This is a genomic window from Streptomyces sp. NPDC016851 (assembly GCF_055562795.1).
In genome coordinates, this window is record NZ_JBVHEP010000007.1 from 1 (window position 1) to 14,245 (window position 14,245).

The 14,245-nt window shown below is 68.9% G+C and carries 9 protein-coding genes; 2 read left to right on the top strand and 7 right to left on the bottom strand.

The genetic code is table 11. The annotated features are described in order from the left end of the window. Positions 1 to 195 precede the first annotated feature (195 nt). From ACZ3I3_RS13175 to ngcE, 3 genes are read right to left on the bottom strand one after another with little or no spacing between them, the layout of a single operon-like run. Positions 196 to 1,119, bottom strand: a complete 924-nt coding sequence (locus ACZ3I3_RS13175; protein ID WP_467364560.1) for a carbohydrate ABC transporter permease — start codon at positions 1,117 to 1,119, stop codon at positions 196 to 198. Continuing rightward, positions 1,119 to 2,045: a carbohydrate ABC transporter permease gene (locus tag ACZ3I3_RS13180; RefSeq protein WP_467364561.1), complete on the bottom strand. Its 927-nt coding sequence runs from the start codon at positions 2,043 to 2,045 to the stop codon at positions 1,119 to 1,121. The genes ACZ3I3_RS13175 and ACZ3I3_RS13180 overlap by 1 nt, the downstream gene beginning before the upstream one ends. 42 nt (positions 2,046 to 2,087) lie before the next feature. Next, complete coding sequence (gene ngcE / locus ACZ3I3_RS13185) at positions 2,088 to 3,542, bottom strand: N-acetylglucosamine/diacetylchitobiose ABC transporter substrate-binding protein (protein ID WP_467364562.1); 1,455 nt, start codon at positions 3,540 to 3,542, stop codon at positions 2,088 to 2,090. 367 nt (positions 3,543 to 3,909) lie between these two features. Here ngcE and ACZ3I3_RS13190 point away from each other — a divergent pair, with 367 nt between their 5' ends. Together ACZ3I3_RS13190 and ACZ3I3_RS13195 are read left to right on the top strand one after the other, a co-directional pair. Continuing rightward, positions 3,910 to 7,707 (top strand): GH92 family glycosyl hydrolase, encoded by a 3,798-nt coding sequence (locus tag ACZ3I3_RS13190; RefSeq protein ID WP_467364563.1) that lies wholly within the window; start codon positions 3,910 to 3,912, stop codon positions 7,705 to 7,707. A 20-nt stretch (positions 7,708 to 7,727) separates the two neighbouring features. Continuing rightward, positions 7,728 to 9,728 (top strand): alpha-glucuronidase, encoded by a 2,001-nt coding sequence (locus ACZ3I3_RS13195; RefSeq protein WP_467364564.1) that lies wholly within the window; start codon positions 7,728 to 7,730, stop codon positions 9,726 to 9,728. Between the two features lie 19 nt (positions 9,729 to 9,747). Here the strand turns inward: ACZ3I3_RS13195 and ACZ3I3_RS13200 are convergent, their stop codons facing one another. Genes ACZ3I3_RS13200 through ACZ3I3_RS13215 form a run of 4 tightly spaced genes read right to left on the bottom strand, consistent with a single transcriptional unit; the run spans position 9,748 to position 14,226 of the window. Further along, positions 9,748 to 11,754: a beta-galactosidase gene (locus ACZ3I3_RS13200; RefSeq protein WP_467364565.1), complete on the bottom strand. Its 2,007-nt coding sequence runs from the start codon at positions 11,752 to 11,754 to the stop codon at positions 9,748 to 9,750. Next, positions 11,751 to 12,434 carry a hypothetical protein gene (locus ACZ3I3_RS13205; protein WP_467364566.1) on the bottom strand — a complete coding sequence of 228 codons (684 nt, stop codon included), beginning with the start codon at positions 12,432 to 12,434 and terminating at the stop codon, positions 11,751 to 11,753. The genes ACZ3I3_RS13200 and ACZ3I3_RS13205 overlap by 4 nt, the downstream gene beginning before the upstream one ends. Beyond that, positions 12,431 to 12,574 (bottom strand): hypothetical protein, encoded by a 144-nt coding sequence (locus ACZ3I3_RS13210; protein ID WP_467364567.1) that lies wholly within the window; start codon positions 12,572 to 12,574, stop codon positions 12,431 to 12,433. Before ACZ3I3_RS13210 ends, ACZ3I3_RS13205 begins: the two co-directional genes overlap by 4 nt. Beyond that, positions 12,571 to 14,226, bottom strand: a complete 1,656-nt coding sequence (locus tag ACZ3I3_RS13215; protein ID WP_467364568.1) for an ABC transporter substrate-binding protein — start codon at positions 14,224 to 14,226, stop codon at positions 12,571 to 12,573. The genes ACZ3I3_RS13210 and ACZ3I3_RS13215 overlap by 4 nt, the downstream gene beginning before the upstream one ends. Positions 14,227 to 14,245 lie beyond the last annotated feature (19 nt).

Here is a 14,245-nt window from a genome sequence, read left to right on the forward strand (position 1 = left end):
CGCGCCAACCGCTGCGGGCGGACACCCCCCGACACGTCCCCTTCCGTGCGTCGGCGGCTGCGGGCGCGTGGTGGCTCAGCTGCCGCAGGCCGCCGCTGCGGGCAGTCGTGCCGCTGGGGCGGCACGGGTGGGCGCAGCGGCACCTCGTCGCGCCGAGCTGCGCAACGCCCTGCCCCGGGCAGCCGCCGGCGGTGGTTACTTCAGTGCCCCCGCCGTCAGGCCCTGTACCACCTGGCGCTGGAAGATGATGTACGCCGCGAGGACCGGGAGCATGGCCATCACAAGGCCCGCGAAGAGGCCCGACCAGTCGCCCTTGTAGCCCTGGCTGACCGCCAGCTGGACCAGGCCCTGGGTGAGCACGCGCTTGTCGGGGTCGGTGTTCAGGACCGTGGGCAGCATGTACTGGTTCCACTGGCCCAGGAAGTTGAAGATGCCGACGCTGACCAGGCCGGGCTTGGCCATCGGCAGCATGATCTGGAAGAACGTACGGCTGTGCGAGGCGCCGTCGACGAAGGCCGCCTCGGCGATCGAGGTCGGCAGGGTGCGGAAGAACGCCGTCAGGAAGAAGACCGTGAACGGGAGCGAGTAGGCGATGTAGACGAGGATCAGGCCGTGGATGGTGTTCAGCAGGCCCATGTTGTTCACGACGTAGAACAGCGGGACCAGCGCCAGCATGATCGGGAAGCTCATGCCGCCGATGAACAGGTAGTAGATGAAGCGGTTGCCCGGGAAGTCGAACCGGGCCAGGACGTAGGCCGCCATCGAGCCGAGGACGAGCGTGCCGATGAGCGAACCGCCGACCACGAGGACCGTGTTGAGGAAGTAGTCGCTCATGTTGGCCTCGGTCCACGCCCGCGACCAGTTGTCGAAGTGCAGCGTGTCCGGCAGCGACCAGGGCGAGGAGAAGATCGAGCGGTCGTCCTTGAAGGACGTCATGACCGCCCAGAGCAGGGGCATCACCACCATGAACGCCCAGAGGACGAGGATGCCGTGGGAGAAGGCGTTGAGGACCGTGCCTTCTTTCTTCTCCTTCGGCGGTGGGCCCGGCGGGAGATCGGCCTTGGTGACGGGCACGCCGGACTCGGCCGGCACGGGCGCGGGGGACTCCGTCGTCTTCATCAGTACTCCAGCCGCTCGCGACGGCCCAGCCGCATCACCACGGCGGCGAAGGCCAGCGTGACGACGAGCAGGGCGACACCGATGGTCGTGGCGTAGGCGGCCTGCCCGTCACGGAACGCCTTCTGGTACACGTACAGGACCATGACGGTGGTCGAGTAGTCGGGACCGCCCGGCCCGGTCGTCATGATCTGCACGACCGCGAACGACTCGGCGCCCAGGGCGAGGATGCCCATGTAGACCCAGCCCGACTGCACGGTGTCCCAGAGCAGGGGCAGGGTGATGCGGAAGAACGTGGTGAACCGGTTCGCGCCGTCCAGGAGCGCCGCCTCGTACATGTCTGCCGGGATGGATGCCATGCCGGCGGAGAAGAGGACCACGAAGAAGCCGACCGTGGACCAGACGAGGACCGCCATCACGGCCCACAGGGCCAGGTCGGGGTCGCCGAGCCACAGGGGCTGGACGTCGTCGAGGCCGATGCCGCGCAGGATCGAGTTGATCGCGCCGCTGTCCGGGTTGTACGCGAACGCGAACAGCAGCGCGACGATGGCGATCGAGAGGACCTGGGGGAAGAAGTAGACGATTTTGTAGAAGGAGGAGCCGCGGACGCCGGAGATGACCGGGCCGTTCTTTCTCTTTCTGCCGCCCACGTTGATCATGAAGGCGAAGAACAGCGCGAGGCTGATCGTCACCAACGGCACCAGGAGGGCGAACAGCAGGCTGTGCTGCAACGACTTCCAGAAGATCTCGTCGTCGAGCATGCGGCTGTAGTTGTCGAAACCGACCATCTTGAATTCGGGACTCAGGCCGGTCCAGTCCGTGAACGAGTAGTAGATGGACTGGATGAACGGCCAGATCACGAAGAGCGCGTACAGTCCCAGGGGCAGCGCGAGGAAGCCCACGATGAACCGGTACTTGCCGTGCTGCATCGCCACTCCGGTGCCGTTGCGGAAATTGGGTTTCCGGTGCCGTTACTGGTGCTTGTAGTGCTTGACCGAGTCGTCCTTGGCGGTCTCGTCGGCGAAGTTCTGGATCTTTTTGATGGCCTCGGCCGGGGTGAGGCGGCCGGCCATCATCTCGCCGAGACCGGAGACACCGATCTTCTCCTTCTGCAACTGCACGTACCAGTCCTGAAGGCGGGGGTTCACCACGTTCTCGCCGGCCTTCTCCAGCGCCGCGACACCCGACTTGAGGCCGGGGGTGAGGGCGATGCCGTCGGTGCCGCCGTTGTACGCGGTCAGCGACTTCACCTTGCTGGTGAAGTTCTTCGAGGAGGCCTCGCTGAGCATGATGCGCAGCTGCTCCATGCCGCCCTCGGCGTTCTTCGCCTTCGCCGGGACGATGAAGGGCTCGCCGCCCGAGGCCCAGATGGTGCCGAAGGGCATCTTGTCGGAGGAGTCGATGCCGGTGGGCGCGGAGACGGCCAGGTCGAAGTCCTTCGGGATGACCTTCGCCGACTCGTTCTCCACCCAGGAGCCGTTCGGGATGAACAGCGCCTTGCCCTGGGCCCAGGCGGTCTGCGACTGGATGTGGTCCAGGCCCGGGGTGCCCTTGAGGACGTAGCCCTTCTTGTAGAGCTCGTAGTACGCGTCGAAGCAGGCCTTGACGGCCGGGTGCTTCCAGGCGTTCGGCTCCAGGTTGTCGATGGCGTCGAGGACTTCGCGGCCGCCGACCTTGCCGATCATCGGGTAGAGCGAGAAGGGGAGGTAGTACGGGTATTTGCCCGCGTACGTCCAGCCCGCCATGCCCTTCTTCTTGGCCTTTTCGCAGACCGCGAGCATCTGGTCCCAGGTCTCGGGGTACTGCTCGTCGAGCGAGTCCAGGGCCTTCTGCGAGTACCAGACGCCGTAGACCGTGTAGGCGTAGTAGAGGATCCAGACCTTCTCGCCGTCGAACTGACCCATCTCGACGATGCCGGGGCGCAGCGTGTCGCGGACCTTCTTGTTCGGGTCGTCGTAGGAGGGCGCGTCCAGCAGCGGGGTGAGGTCGGTGAGCTGGTTCTTGCCGACCAGGACGCCCATGTCCATCTGCTCGGCGCCGGAGTTGTCGATGAGGTCCGGCGGGGTGCCCTGGTTGAAGCGGGGCTGGAGGGTGGACTGGATCTTCTGGGTGGCGGAGAACTTCACCTTCGCCTTGGGGAAGTTCTTCTCGTAGATCTTCACGGCGTCCTCGGCGTACTCCTTGCCGAAACCGCCGTCGAACAGGACGAATTCCATGCCCGCGGTGTCGTTGACGCCGAGCGGGTTCTTCGCGGTCTTCTTGCCGGCCTTGGCCTTGTCCCCGCTGTCATCGCCGCCGCTGCTGGCGCAGGCGGACAGGAAGCTCATCGTGGGGACGGAGATCAGCCCGAGCGCGGCGGACCTTTTGATCAGATCACGGCGGCCGACACCCTCGGTGCCGCGGCTCTCGGCGGAAGTGGATCCCATGCTCAAGTCCTCGCCTTCTCCAGGACTCAGGCGGTGAACCGGATCCTTCCGGCACCGCGTTCGGGTCAAGCTGGGTCGTGCAGGAAAGTGCGGGTGATGACGTGCGGATCGTGTGAAGCGTGCGACAGGTATAGTCCACTTCCCGTCAGCGGATCAAGATCGAACACAGGGTTGGCCATGGGTCTTATCCGAGTTGAGACCTGGCGGAAAGTCAGGCGCTCCGTCTGTTTCTCGGCGGAAATATCCCGGTCATCACCCCCGAATGCCACAAGCAACACCCTTGACACTCTCCGGCACTTGGGCAACTACTGGTCCTTGCGCATCGAAGTTGACAACGTTGTCCACTGCGCAGGGAGGGTACCCGTTGATGCAACGGAAAGCTCGGCACAGATGGGGTACGGCGGTCGTGTCGGCGACCGCCTTCGCTGTGATCCTGGGATCCCAGGGCGTTGCGGTCGCACTGCCCGAAGCCCCCGAGGAGACCGACCGGAGTTTCGCCTCCTCGTTCGAGGCGGACGACCCGGTTCCGGACTGGTTGAACACCGTCGACACGGGCCCCGACGGCGGCAAACGCGCCTCGGGTGTCGACGGCGGCTACAGCAGCGGCATACCGGGCAATGTGACCGACCACGTCACCGACGTCCGGGCCGGCGCCGAGAACACGGGCGGGGGTGAGGTGAAGGAGAACCTCGCCGACGGGGAGCCGAGCACCAAGTGGCTCACCTTCGAGCCCACCGGCTGGGTGGAGTTCGACCTGGACAAGCCGGTCAAACTGGTGCGATACGCACTGACATCGGCCAACGACCACGATGAGCGCGACCCGAAGGACTGGACCCTGAAGGGCTCCGCCGACGGCAAGGAGTGGAAGACGCTCGACTCCCGCTCCGGGGAGTCCTTCTCCGAACGGTTCCAGACGAAGACGTACGACGTCGCGGAGCCGGCGGAGTACCGGCACTTCCGGCTCGACGTCACCGGCAACAACGGCGGCGACATCCTCCAGCTCGCCGACGTCCAGTTCTCCACGGGCGGCGGTGACGGTCCCGTCCCGCAGGACATGCTCTCCCTCGTCGACCGCGGCCCGAGCGGCTCCCCCACCGCCAAGGCGGGCGCCGGGTTCACCGGAAAGCGCGCCCTGCGGTACGCCGGTCGGCACACCGCCGACGGGCGGGCCTACTCGTACAACAAGGTCTTCGACGTGAACGTGGCCGTCGACCGGAACACGCGGCTGGCCTATCGCGTCTTCCCGTCGATGGCGGACGGCGACCTCGACTACGACGCGACGAACGTCTCCGTCGACCTCGCCTTCACCGACGGCACCCACCTGAGCGACCTGAGGGCGACGGACCAGCACGGCTTCCCGCTCACCCCGCGCGGGCAGGGCGCGGCGAAGATCCTCTACGTCAACCAGTGGAACAACGTGGCCGCGCGGATCGGGTCGGTGGCGGCCGGGAAGACCGTGGACCGGATCCTGGTGGCGTACGACTCCCCCAAGGGCCCGGCGAAGTTCCGGGGCTGGCTGGACGACGTGACCATCGAGTCCGTCGCCCCCGAGCGGCCGAAGGCGCATCTGTCCGACTACGCGGTGACGACGCGCGGTACCAACTCCAGCGGCGGCTTCTCGCGGGGCAACAACTTCCCGGCGACGGCGGTGCCGCACGGCTTCAACTTCTGGACGCCGGTGACCAACGCGGGCTCGCTCAGCTGGCTGTACGACTACGCACGCGCGAACAACGCGGACAACCTGCCGACGATCCAGGCGTTCAGCGCGAGCCACGAGCCGAGCCCCTGGATGGGTGACCGGCAGACCTTCCAGGTGATGCCGTCGGCCGCCTCCGGCACCCCGGACACCGGCCGCGAGGCCCGGGAGCTGGCCTTCCGCCACGAGAACGAGACCGCGCGGCCGTACTACTACGGGGTGCGGTTCGAGAACGGGCTGAAGGCCGAGATGGCGCCGACCGACCACGCGGCGGCCCTGCGCTTCACCTACCCGGGCGATGACGCGAGTGTCCTCTTCGACAACGTGACGGATCAGGCGGGGCTGACTCTCGACAAGGAGAACGGGATCGTCACCGGCTACTCGGACGTGAAGTCCGGCCTGTCGACGGGCGCGACCCGGCTGTTCGTCTACGGCGCGTTCGACAAGCCGGTGACCGAGGGCTCGTCGTCCGGCGTCAAGGGCCACCTCCGCTTCGAGGCCGACGACCGGACCGTCACCCTGCGCCTGGCGACCTCGCTCATCAGCGTCGACCAGGCGAAGGACAACCTCCGCCAGGAGATCCCGGACGGCACCTCCTTCGAGGCGGTGAAGCGGAGCGCCCAGCGGCAGTGGGACCGGCTGCTCGGCAAGGTGGAGGTCGAGGGCGCCACCCCCGACCAGCTGACGACGCTGTACTCCAGCCTGTACCGCCTGTATCTGTACCCGAACTCCGGTTTTGAGAGGGTCGGCGGTAAGTACAAGTACGCCTCGCCCTTCTCCCCCATGCCGAACCCGGACACGCCGACGCACACCGGCGCGAAGATCGTCGACGGCAAGGTGTACGTCAACAACGGCTTCTGGGACACCTACCGGACGACCTGGCCGGCGTACTCGTTCCTCACGCCGAGCAGGGCGGGCGAGCTGGTCGACGGGTTCGTGCAGCAGTACAAGGACGGCGGCTGGACCTCACGCTGGTCCTCCCCCGGCTACGCCGACCTCATGACCGGCACCTCCTCGGACGTGGCGTTCGCGGACGCCTACGTCAAGGGCGTCGGCTTCGACGCGAAGGCGGCGTACGACGCGGCCGTGAAGAACGCGACGGTCGTGCCCCCGAACTCGGGCGTCGGCCGCAAGGGCATGGCCACCTCACCCTTCCTCGGCTACACGAGCACCGAGACCCACGAGGGCCTGTCCTGGGCGCTGGAGGGCTACCTCAACGACTACGGCATCTCCCGCATGGGACGGAAGCTCTACGAGGAGACCGGCGAGCGGCGCTACAAGGAGGAGTCGGAGTACTTCCTGGACCGGGCCCGCGACTATGTGAACCTCTTCGATCCGAAGGCCGGTTTCTTCCAGGGCCGCGACGCCAAGGGCGACTGGCGGGTCGAGTCCTCGAAGTACGACCCGAGGGTGTGGGGTCACGACTACACCGAGACCAACGGGTGGGGATACGCGTTCACCGCCCCGCAGGACGGTCGCGGCCTGGCCAATCTGTACGGCGGCCGGAAGGGTCTCGCCGACAAGCTCGACGCGTACTTCTCCACGCCGGAGACCGCCTCCCCCGAGTTCGTCGGCTCGTACGGCGGCGTCATCCACGAGATGACCGAGGCGCGGGACGTGCGGATGGGCATGTACGGGCACTCCAACCAGGTCGCCCACCACGCCATCTACATGTACGACGCGGCCGGGCAGCCCTGGAAGGCGCAGGAGAAGGTCCGCGAGGTGCTGTCCCGGCTCTACACCGGCAGCGAGATCGGGCAGGGGTACCACGGCGACGAGGACAACGGCGAGCAGTCGGCCTGGTACCTGTTCTCCGCGCTCGGCTTCTACCCGCTGGTGATGGGCAGCGGCGAGTACGCGATCGGCTCCCCGCTGTTCAGGAAGGCGACCGTCCATCTGGAGAACGGGCGCGAGCTGGTGGTGAAGGCGCCGGAGAACAGCGCGCGGAACGTGTACGTGCAGGGGCTGAAGGTCAACGGCCGGACGTGGACGAAGACCTCGCTGCCCCACTCGCTGGTCGCCAAGGGCGGTGTCCTGGAGTTCGACATGGGTCCGCGGCCGTCGTCCTGGGGCACGGGCAAGCACGCGGCGCCGGTGTCGATCACCCAGGACGACGAGGTGCCGACGCCCCGCGCGGATGTGCTCGACGGTGAGGGCGCCCTGTTCGACGACACCTCGGCGACGGACACGGCGGTGACGTCCGTGGACCTGCCGGTCCCCGAGCGCGCCGAGGCCGTCCAGTACACGCTGACGTCGTCGGCGGACCGGGCGAAGGCACCGAGTGGCTGGACGCTCCAGGGGTCCTCCGACGGCACGACCTGGCGGACGCTGGACCGGCGCTCCGGAGAGTCCTTCGCCTGGGACAGACAGACACGCGCGTTCAGCGTGAGGTCGCCGGGTACGTACGAGAAGTACCGCCTGGTCCTCGACGGCGAGGGCACGCTGGCGGAGGTCGAACTGCTCGCCTGAGCAGCCGAGTTGGGGGTCCCATGCCGCTTCCCGTGCCCGTCCTGCCCGAGGGTGTCGACCCGGCCTGGCTGCCGCCCGCCGCCTTCCGTGCGGTCGGCAGCCGGCGGACGCTGATCCGTGGATCGGGGCCGCTGGCGGAGACGGTGCACGGGGAGGTGGCGGAGGCCTGCCGGCGGTTCGGGGGCCGGGTCGTACGTGACGCCCAGCCGGGCGAGGCCGCGTACGACCTGGTCTTCGACCTCGGCGACGAGAGCCTCGGTGAAGAGAGCCTCGGTGAAGAGGGCTTCGCCTGCGCGCGTGACGGCGGCACGACGGCCGTCACCGCCTCCGGCGGGCGGGGGCTGCTGTACGGGCTGTTCCACGTCGTACGGCTCGGGGAGGCGGCGTTCGCCGGTGCGTGGGCGCGGGAGACGCATCGCCCCGCGCTCGCCCTGCGCATGCTCGACCACTGGGACAACGTCGCCGTGCACCCGGTCATGGGCCAGGTGGAGCGCGGGTACGCGGGCGGCTCGCTGTTCTGGGAGGACGGGCGGGCGCGCGGCGAGCTGGAACGGGTGCGGGCGTACGGCAGGCTGCTCGCGGCGTGCGGGATCAACGCGGTCGCCGTCAACAACGTCAACGTGCACGAGACCGAGGCGCACCTGCTGACCGACCGGATCGGCGAAGTGGCCGCGATCGCTGACGCGTTGCGACCCTACGGGGTCCGCACCCACCTGTCCGTGTCCTTCGCCGCGCCGGTGGTGCTCGGCGGGCTGCCCACGGCCGATCCGCTGGACGAGGCGGTGCGGAGTTGGTGGGCCACGGCGACACGAGGGGTGTACGGGGCGATCCCGGACTTCGGCGGGTACGTGGTGAAGGCCGACTCGGAGGGTCAGCCGGGCCCGTTCGCGTACGGCCGCACGCACGCGGACGGAGCGAACATGCTGGCCGCCGCCGTGGAGCAGTACGGCGGCACCGTCCACTGGCGGGCCTTCGTCTACGACCACCGTCAGGACTGGCGGGACCGTACGACGGACCGGGCCCGGGCCGCCTACGACCACTTCGTGCCGCTGGACGGCGAGTTCGCGTCGAACGCCGTGCTCCAGGTGAAGCACGGGCCGATGGACTTCCAGGTGCGCGAGCCGGTCTCGCCGCTGATCGGCGCGATGCCGCGCACCCGGCTGGCGGTGGAGTTGCAGGTCACCCAGGAGTACACCGGGCAGCAGCGGCACGTCTGCTGGCTGGGACCGATGTGGAGCGAGGTGCTGCGGTTCCGGCACGAGCCGGAGTCGTCCGTGGGGGAACGGGCGCGGGGCGGGCTGGTCGCGGTGTCCAACGCCGGTGACGATCCGTTCTGGACGGGGCACCCCCTCGCCCAGGCAAACCTGTACACCTTCGGACGGCTGGCCTGGCGGCCGGACGCCGAGCCGCGTGAGGTGCTCGACGAGTGGATCGGGCTGACCTTCCCCGAGGCCCCGGAGCGCCTGTCGGACGGGCTGCACGCGGTGCTCGACGGCTCGTGGCGGACGTACGAGAAGTACACCGCTCCGCTCGGCGTGGGATGGATGGTGCAGCCGGGCCACCACTACGGGCCGAGCGTCGACGGGTACGAGTACAGCCCCTGGGGCACCTACCACTTCGCCGACCGGGACGGCATCGGCGTCGACCGCAGCGTGGCGAGCGGGACCGGGTACGCCGGGCAGTACGCCGAGCCGTGGGCCGGGCTGTACGAGTCGCCGGACACCTGCCCCGACGAGCTGCTGCTGTTCTTCCACCACGTGCCGTACGGGCATCCGCTGAAGAGCGGGAAGACCGTGATCCAGCACATCTACGACACGCACTTCGAGGGGGTGGAGGAGGCCGAGGAGGCCCGTCGCGTGTGGGCGGGCCTGGCGGACCTGGTCGAGCCGGCGCGGCACGCGCGGGTGGCGGAGCGGTACGAGGAGCAGCTCCGCAGTGCCCGTGAGTGGCGCGACCAGATCAACAGCTACTTCTTCCGCAAGTCGGGGGTGCGGGACGAGCGGGGGCGGCAGATCCACTGAAGGACTTCATTGAGGGACTTCATTGAAGGATCGCGACGCCCAAGGGGTCGAGGACCAGGGGGTCGCCCTGGTCCACCCGTTTGCCGGTGAGCAGGTCGGTGGCCGTGGTGTGGGCCGTCAGACGGGCCGGTTCGAGGGCGTGGTTGAGGAGGAAGAGGAGCGGGGTGCCGTCGGGGGTGACACGGGTGGCGGTCTCCACCGCGGGGTGGCCGGCGTAGGGGCCGAGCAGGTCGTGGCGGGCCAGGATGCGGCGGACGATCCGGTCGACACCCGGTTGGTCGAGGGCGGTGGCGACGTACCAGGCCTCGCCGTCGCCGAAGCGGTGGCGGGTGACGGCGGGGGTGCCCGCGTAGAAGTCGGTGCCGTAGGTGGCGACCGTTTCGGCGCCGCGGGGCAGCACGAGCTCGAAGACGAGGCGTGCCTCGGCCTGCAGTTCGGGGATGGGCTGGGTGAAATCCGGTGGGCGGGCGTCCCATTCGTCCACGCGGACGCCCATCAGTGGCGCGAGCGGGCCGGGGACGTCGGTGAGGAAGGCGCGGTCGTGCTCGTCGACGCGACCGGAGAGGAAGGTGGTCAGGACCGTGCCGCCGCGTGCGGCGACGTCTTCCAGTCGGGTGGCGAGGTCGCCCTTGATCATGTGGAGGGCGGGGGCGAGCACCACGTCGTACGGCGTGAGGTCGGCGGTCTGCGGGATCACGTCCACGTCGGCTCCGGCCTCGCGGGCGGCGCGGTAGTAGGCGTGGACCACGTCCGGGTACTTGACCAGCCGGGACGGGCCGTCGGAGATCTCCAGGGCCCACCAGCTGTCCCAGTCGAAGAGGAGGGCGGTGCGGGCCGGGGTGCGGGCGCCGAGGGTCCGGTCGCCCAGGGACTCCAACTCGCGTCCCAGCTCGGCGACTTCGCGGAAGACGCGGGTGTCGTCGCGGCCCGCGTGGCCGATGACGGCTCCGTGGTACTTCTCGCAGGCGCCCCGTGAGGCGCGCATCTGGAAGTAGAGGGCGGCGTCCGCGCCGTGGGCGATGGCCTGGAAGGTGGCGAGGCGGAGTTCGCCGGGCCGCCGGAGCGGGTTGACGTCCCGGCAGGCGGTGGTGGACGGCGTCTGCTCCATCAGCCAGAAGGGGGCACCGTCCTTCAGGCCGCGCATCAGGTCGTGGGCGAGGGCGGGCCGGGTCGGCGGGGCGTCCAGGGGCGGGTAGTTGTCCCAGGAGGCGAAGTCGAGGTGGGGCGCCCAGCGGTGGTAGTCGAGGGGGCGAAAGGTGCCCATGAAGTTGGTGGTGACCGGGGTGTCCTGGTCATGGGCGCGGATCACCTCCTTCTCGGCCAGGAAGCAGCCGAGGAGGGCGTCGGTGGTGAAGCGGAACCAGTCGAGGGTGATGCCCTGGAAGGCGGTGTGGTCGGGGCCGCGCCAGTGTTCGGTGAGGGCGCTGGGCGGCTCGATCTGGTCCCAGTCGGTGTAGCGATGCGACCAGAAAGTGGTCCACCAGGCGTCGTTGAGGGCGTCGAGGGTGCCGTGCCGGTCGCGGAGCCACTCCCGGAACGCCTCGGCGCACAGCTCGCAGTAACAGGATCCGCCGTACTCGTTGTTGATGTGCCAGGCGAGCAGGGCGGGGTGGTCGGCGTACCGCTGGGCGAGGCGGGAGGCCAGCGCGGTGGCGTGCTCGCGGTACGCCGGTGAGCTGGGGCAGAAGTTGTGGCGCTGGCCGTAGCGGTGGCGGCGGCCCTCGAAGTCGGTGCGGTTGACCTCGGGGTGCCGCTTGGCGAGCCAGGGCGGGAGGGCGGCGGTGCCGGTGGCCAGGCAGACCTGGCGTCCCTCGGCGGCTGCCCGGTCCAGGGTGCGGTCCAGGACCGTGAAGTCGTAGGTGTCCGGAGCCGGTTGGGTGAGGGACCAGGTGAACACGCCGACGGTGAGGGTGTCGATGCCGGCCCGGGTGAACAGGCGGTGGTCGTCGTCCCGGACGGTCTCCGGCCACTGCTCGGGGTTGTAGTCACCGCCGTAGGGGATCTTCGGCGTGCGCGGCGCGGTCATGCAGTGAACTCCTCCTGGGTCTCGGTGATCACCGTGCGGCTGCCGTGCAGCAGGGACAGCAGCAGCGGGGCTGCCAGCAGGGCGGGCAGGGCCTCGGTCAGCAGGGCGGTCATCGCCGCCGCCAGGACCAGCAGGGAGGCGGCGGCGAGGGTGGCGCGGCCGTGCCGGAACAGGAAGTACCCGGCGAGGCGGGCGGTGTCCCGGGCGCGGAAGGCGAACAGCGAGGTGAGGACGAGGGCGTGCGCGCCCCACAGGAGGGAGCAGGCGCCGATCGCCGCGAGCAGCAGCGCCCACCAGGCGGGCAGGCCGGTGGCGGAGAAGTGGGTCAGGGTGAAGGCGATGACCGTCAGCCAGGCCAGCAGCGGTGCCCACAGCTTCAGCGCCGGTACGGCGTTGAGCCGCCAGCCGCGCAGGAAGGCGCGGGCCGGACGCAGCTCGGTGAGGTCGCGGCTGCGGTGGTGGAGGGCGTAGAGCGCGGCGGACAGGGCCGGGCCGAGGGGCAGCAGGCACAGGGCCGCGAGGGGGAGGTTGGCCGGGTCGGGGCCGAGCAGGAGCAGTCCGGCCAGGCCCGGGGAGGCGGCGAGGAGCAGCAGCGCCTCGACGGTGAGGAGAGTGTGGATCAGGGCGGAGGCGCGGGAGAGGGTTCCGGTGCCGAAGTCTGAGGAGCGTACGGTGCTCATGCCGCCTTCCGGCCGGGCAGGCGCCGCTCGTCCCACCAGGGCGGGATCTCGTCGGCGAGCGGGGTGACCTCTGGTCGGCCCGGGGCCAGGGGCAGGTGGACGTGGTCGGTGTCGGCGGCCGGCCACCGACAGGTGCTCACCCGTTCTCCTTCTTGAACCGCTCGTAGGCCTTGTTGTGCAGGTCGACGAACTGCTGCATGTTCTTCGCCTTCAGCTCGCTGACGTACGCGTCCCAGTCGGACAGCGGGCGCTCACCGAGCGCGAACTTGAGGGTGTTCTGGGTGACGTGGTCCCTCAGGGGCGTCTCCCACAGGGAGGCCTGCTCCTGCTCGAAGGACTGCAACGGGTGGGCCGGGGCGATGGGCGTCTGCTTGCGCTGTGCCATGACGTCCTGGAACTTCTTCTCGTCCGGGCCGAACATGGAGGAGACGAGCTCCCAGCTGCCGCCGTAGGCGAAGACGCCGTTGTAGAAGCCGTAGTCCTTCTGCAGGTCCTTCGGGGCGTCCGGGTCGGAACCCATGAGGCTGATGCCGTCCTTGGTCCTGTACTGGCCACCGGAGCGGGTGTAGGTGACGCCCTCGACGCCCCACCGGGCGAACCGCTGGCCCTCGTCCGAGTACCAGAGCCAGTCCACGAACTGCATCATCGCGACGAAGCTGTCGCTCTTCAGCGCCTTGCTCGAGATCATGACGCCGTTCTCCAGCCGGGCGCCGCCCATCACGACCGGGCCGGCGGGTCCCAGCGGCACCGGGATCATCTCGATCTTCGCGCCCTTGACCTGCTTCTGCAGGTTGTACCGGTATTCCTGCACCAGTACCTGCGGGTTGGCGCTGATCGCGAACGACTTCTCGGCCAGCAGCTTCTGTGCGGCCTCGTCGTCGGTCTGGGTGAAGCTCTCCGGGTCCACCAGCTTCTCGGCGACCAGCTTCCGCACGTACTCGATCATCTGCCGGAAGGCGTCCGTCGCTCCGGTGAAAGCGAACGTCTGCGCCTTCGCGTCCCAGCTGATGTTGTCGTACGTCCATCCGGCCCGGACGCCGTACGCCTGGCCGAGGTAGCTGAAGAGGGCGGCGGCCGGGTAGGGCGTGTTCTTGCTCCAGCGGTCCGAGAAGGGGTAGCGGTCCGGGTACTCCTCCTTGATGGCCTTGAAGACCTCGTGCACCTCCTCCCAGGTGCCGGGCCGGCTCAGCCCGAGCCGGTCGAGAACATCCGTGCGCAGCGCCAGCGAGTAGCCGGACCTGACCCGTTCGTGCAGGCCGGGCAGCAGGTAGAACTTGCCGTCGGACTGGCGGATGGAGTCGAGCTCGGGCTCCAGCTTCCACTTCTTGACCTTGTCCCGGAAGTTGGGCATCAGGTGCACGTAGTCGCTGACCGGGAGGACCGCGCCCGACGACACGAACGCGACCTCCGAGGGGTGGTACGTCTTGGGGATCAGGAACGGGGCGTCGCCCGAGCCGATCAGGACGCTTCTCTTCTTCTCGTAGTCGACCAGGGGGACGGCCACGGGCTCCAGGGTGATGCCGGTGCGCTTGGTCAGCTCCTTCCAGAACAGCCAGCCGTTCTTCATCGGATAGACCGGGTTGTTGTTGTGCAGCACGGAGAAGGACAACGGCTTCGCCGCCTTGAACTGCTGGCCGGCCCGATACTCCTTCATCGCGCCGTCTCTCTTCTTCGACAGGTCCTTGGAGTCCCCGCCGTCGTCACCGCTGCCACAGCCGGTGACGGTAGCGAGGCCGATGAAACCGGCGGCGGCGAGGATCTGGCGCCGCGACAGCTGTCCTGCGTTCTTCACGGATGACACGGAAACTCCC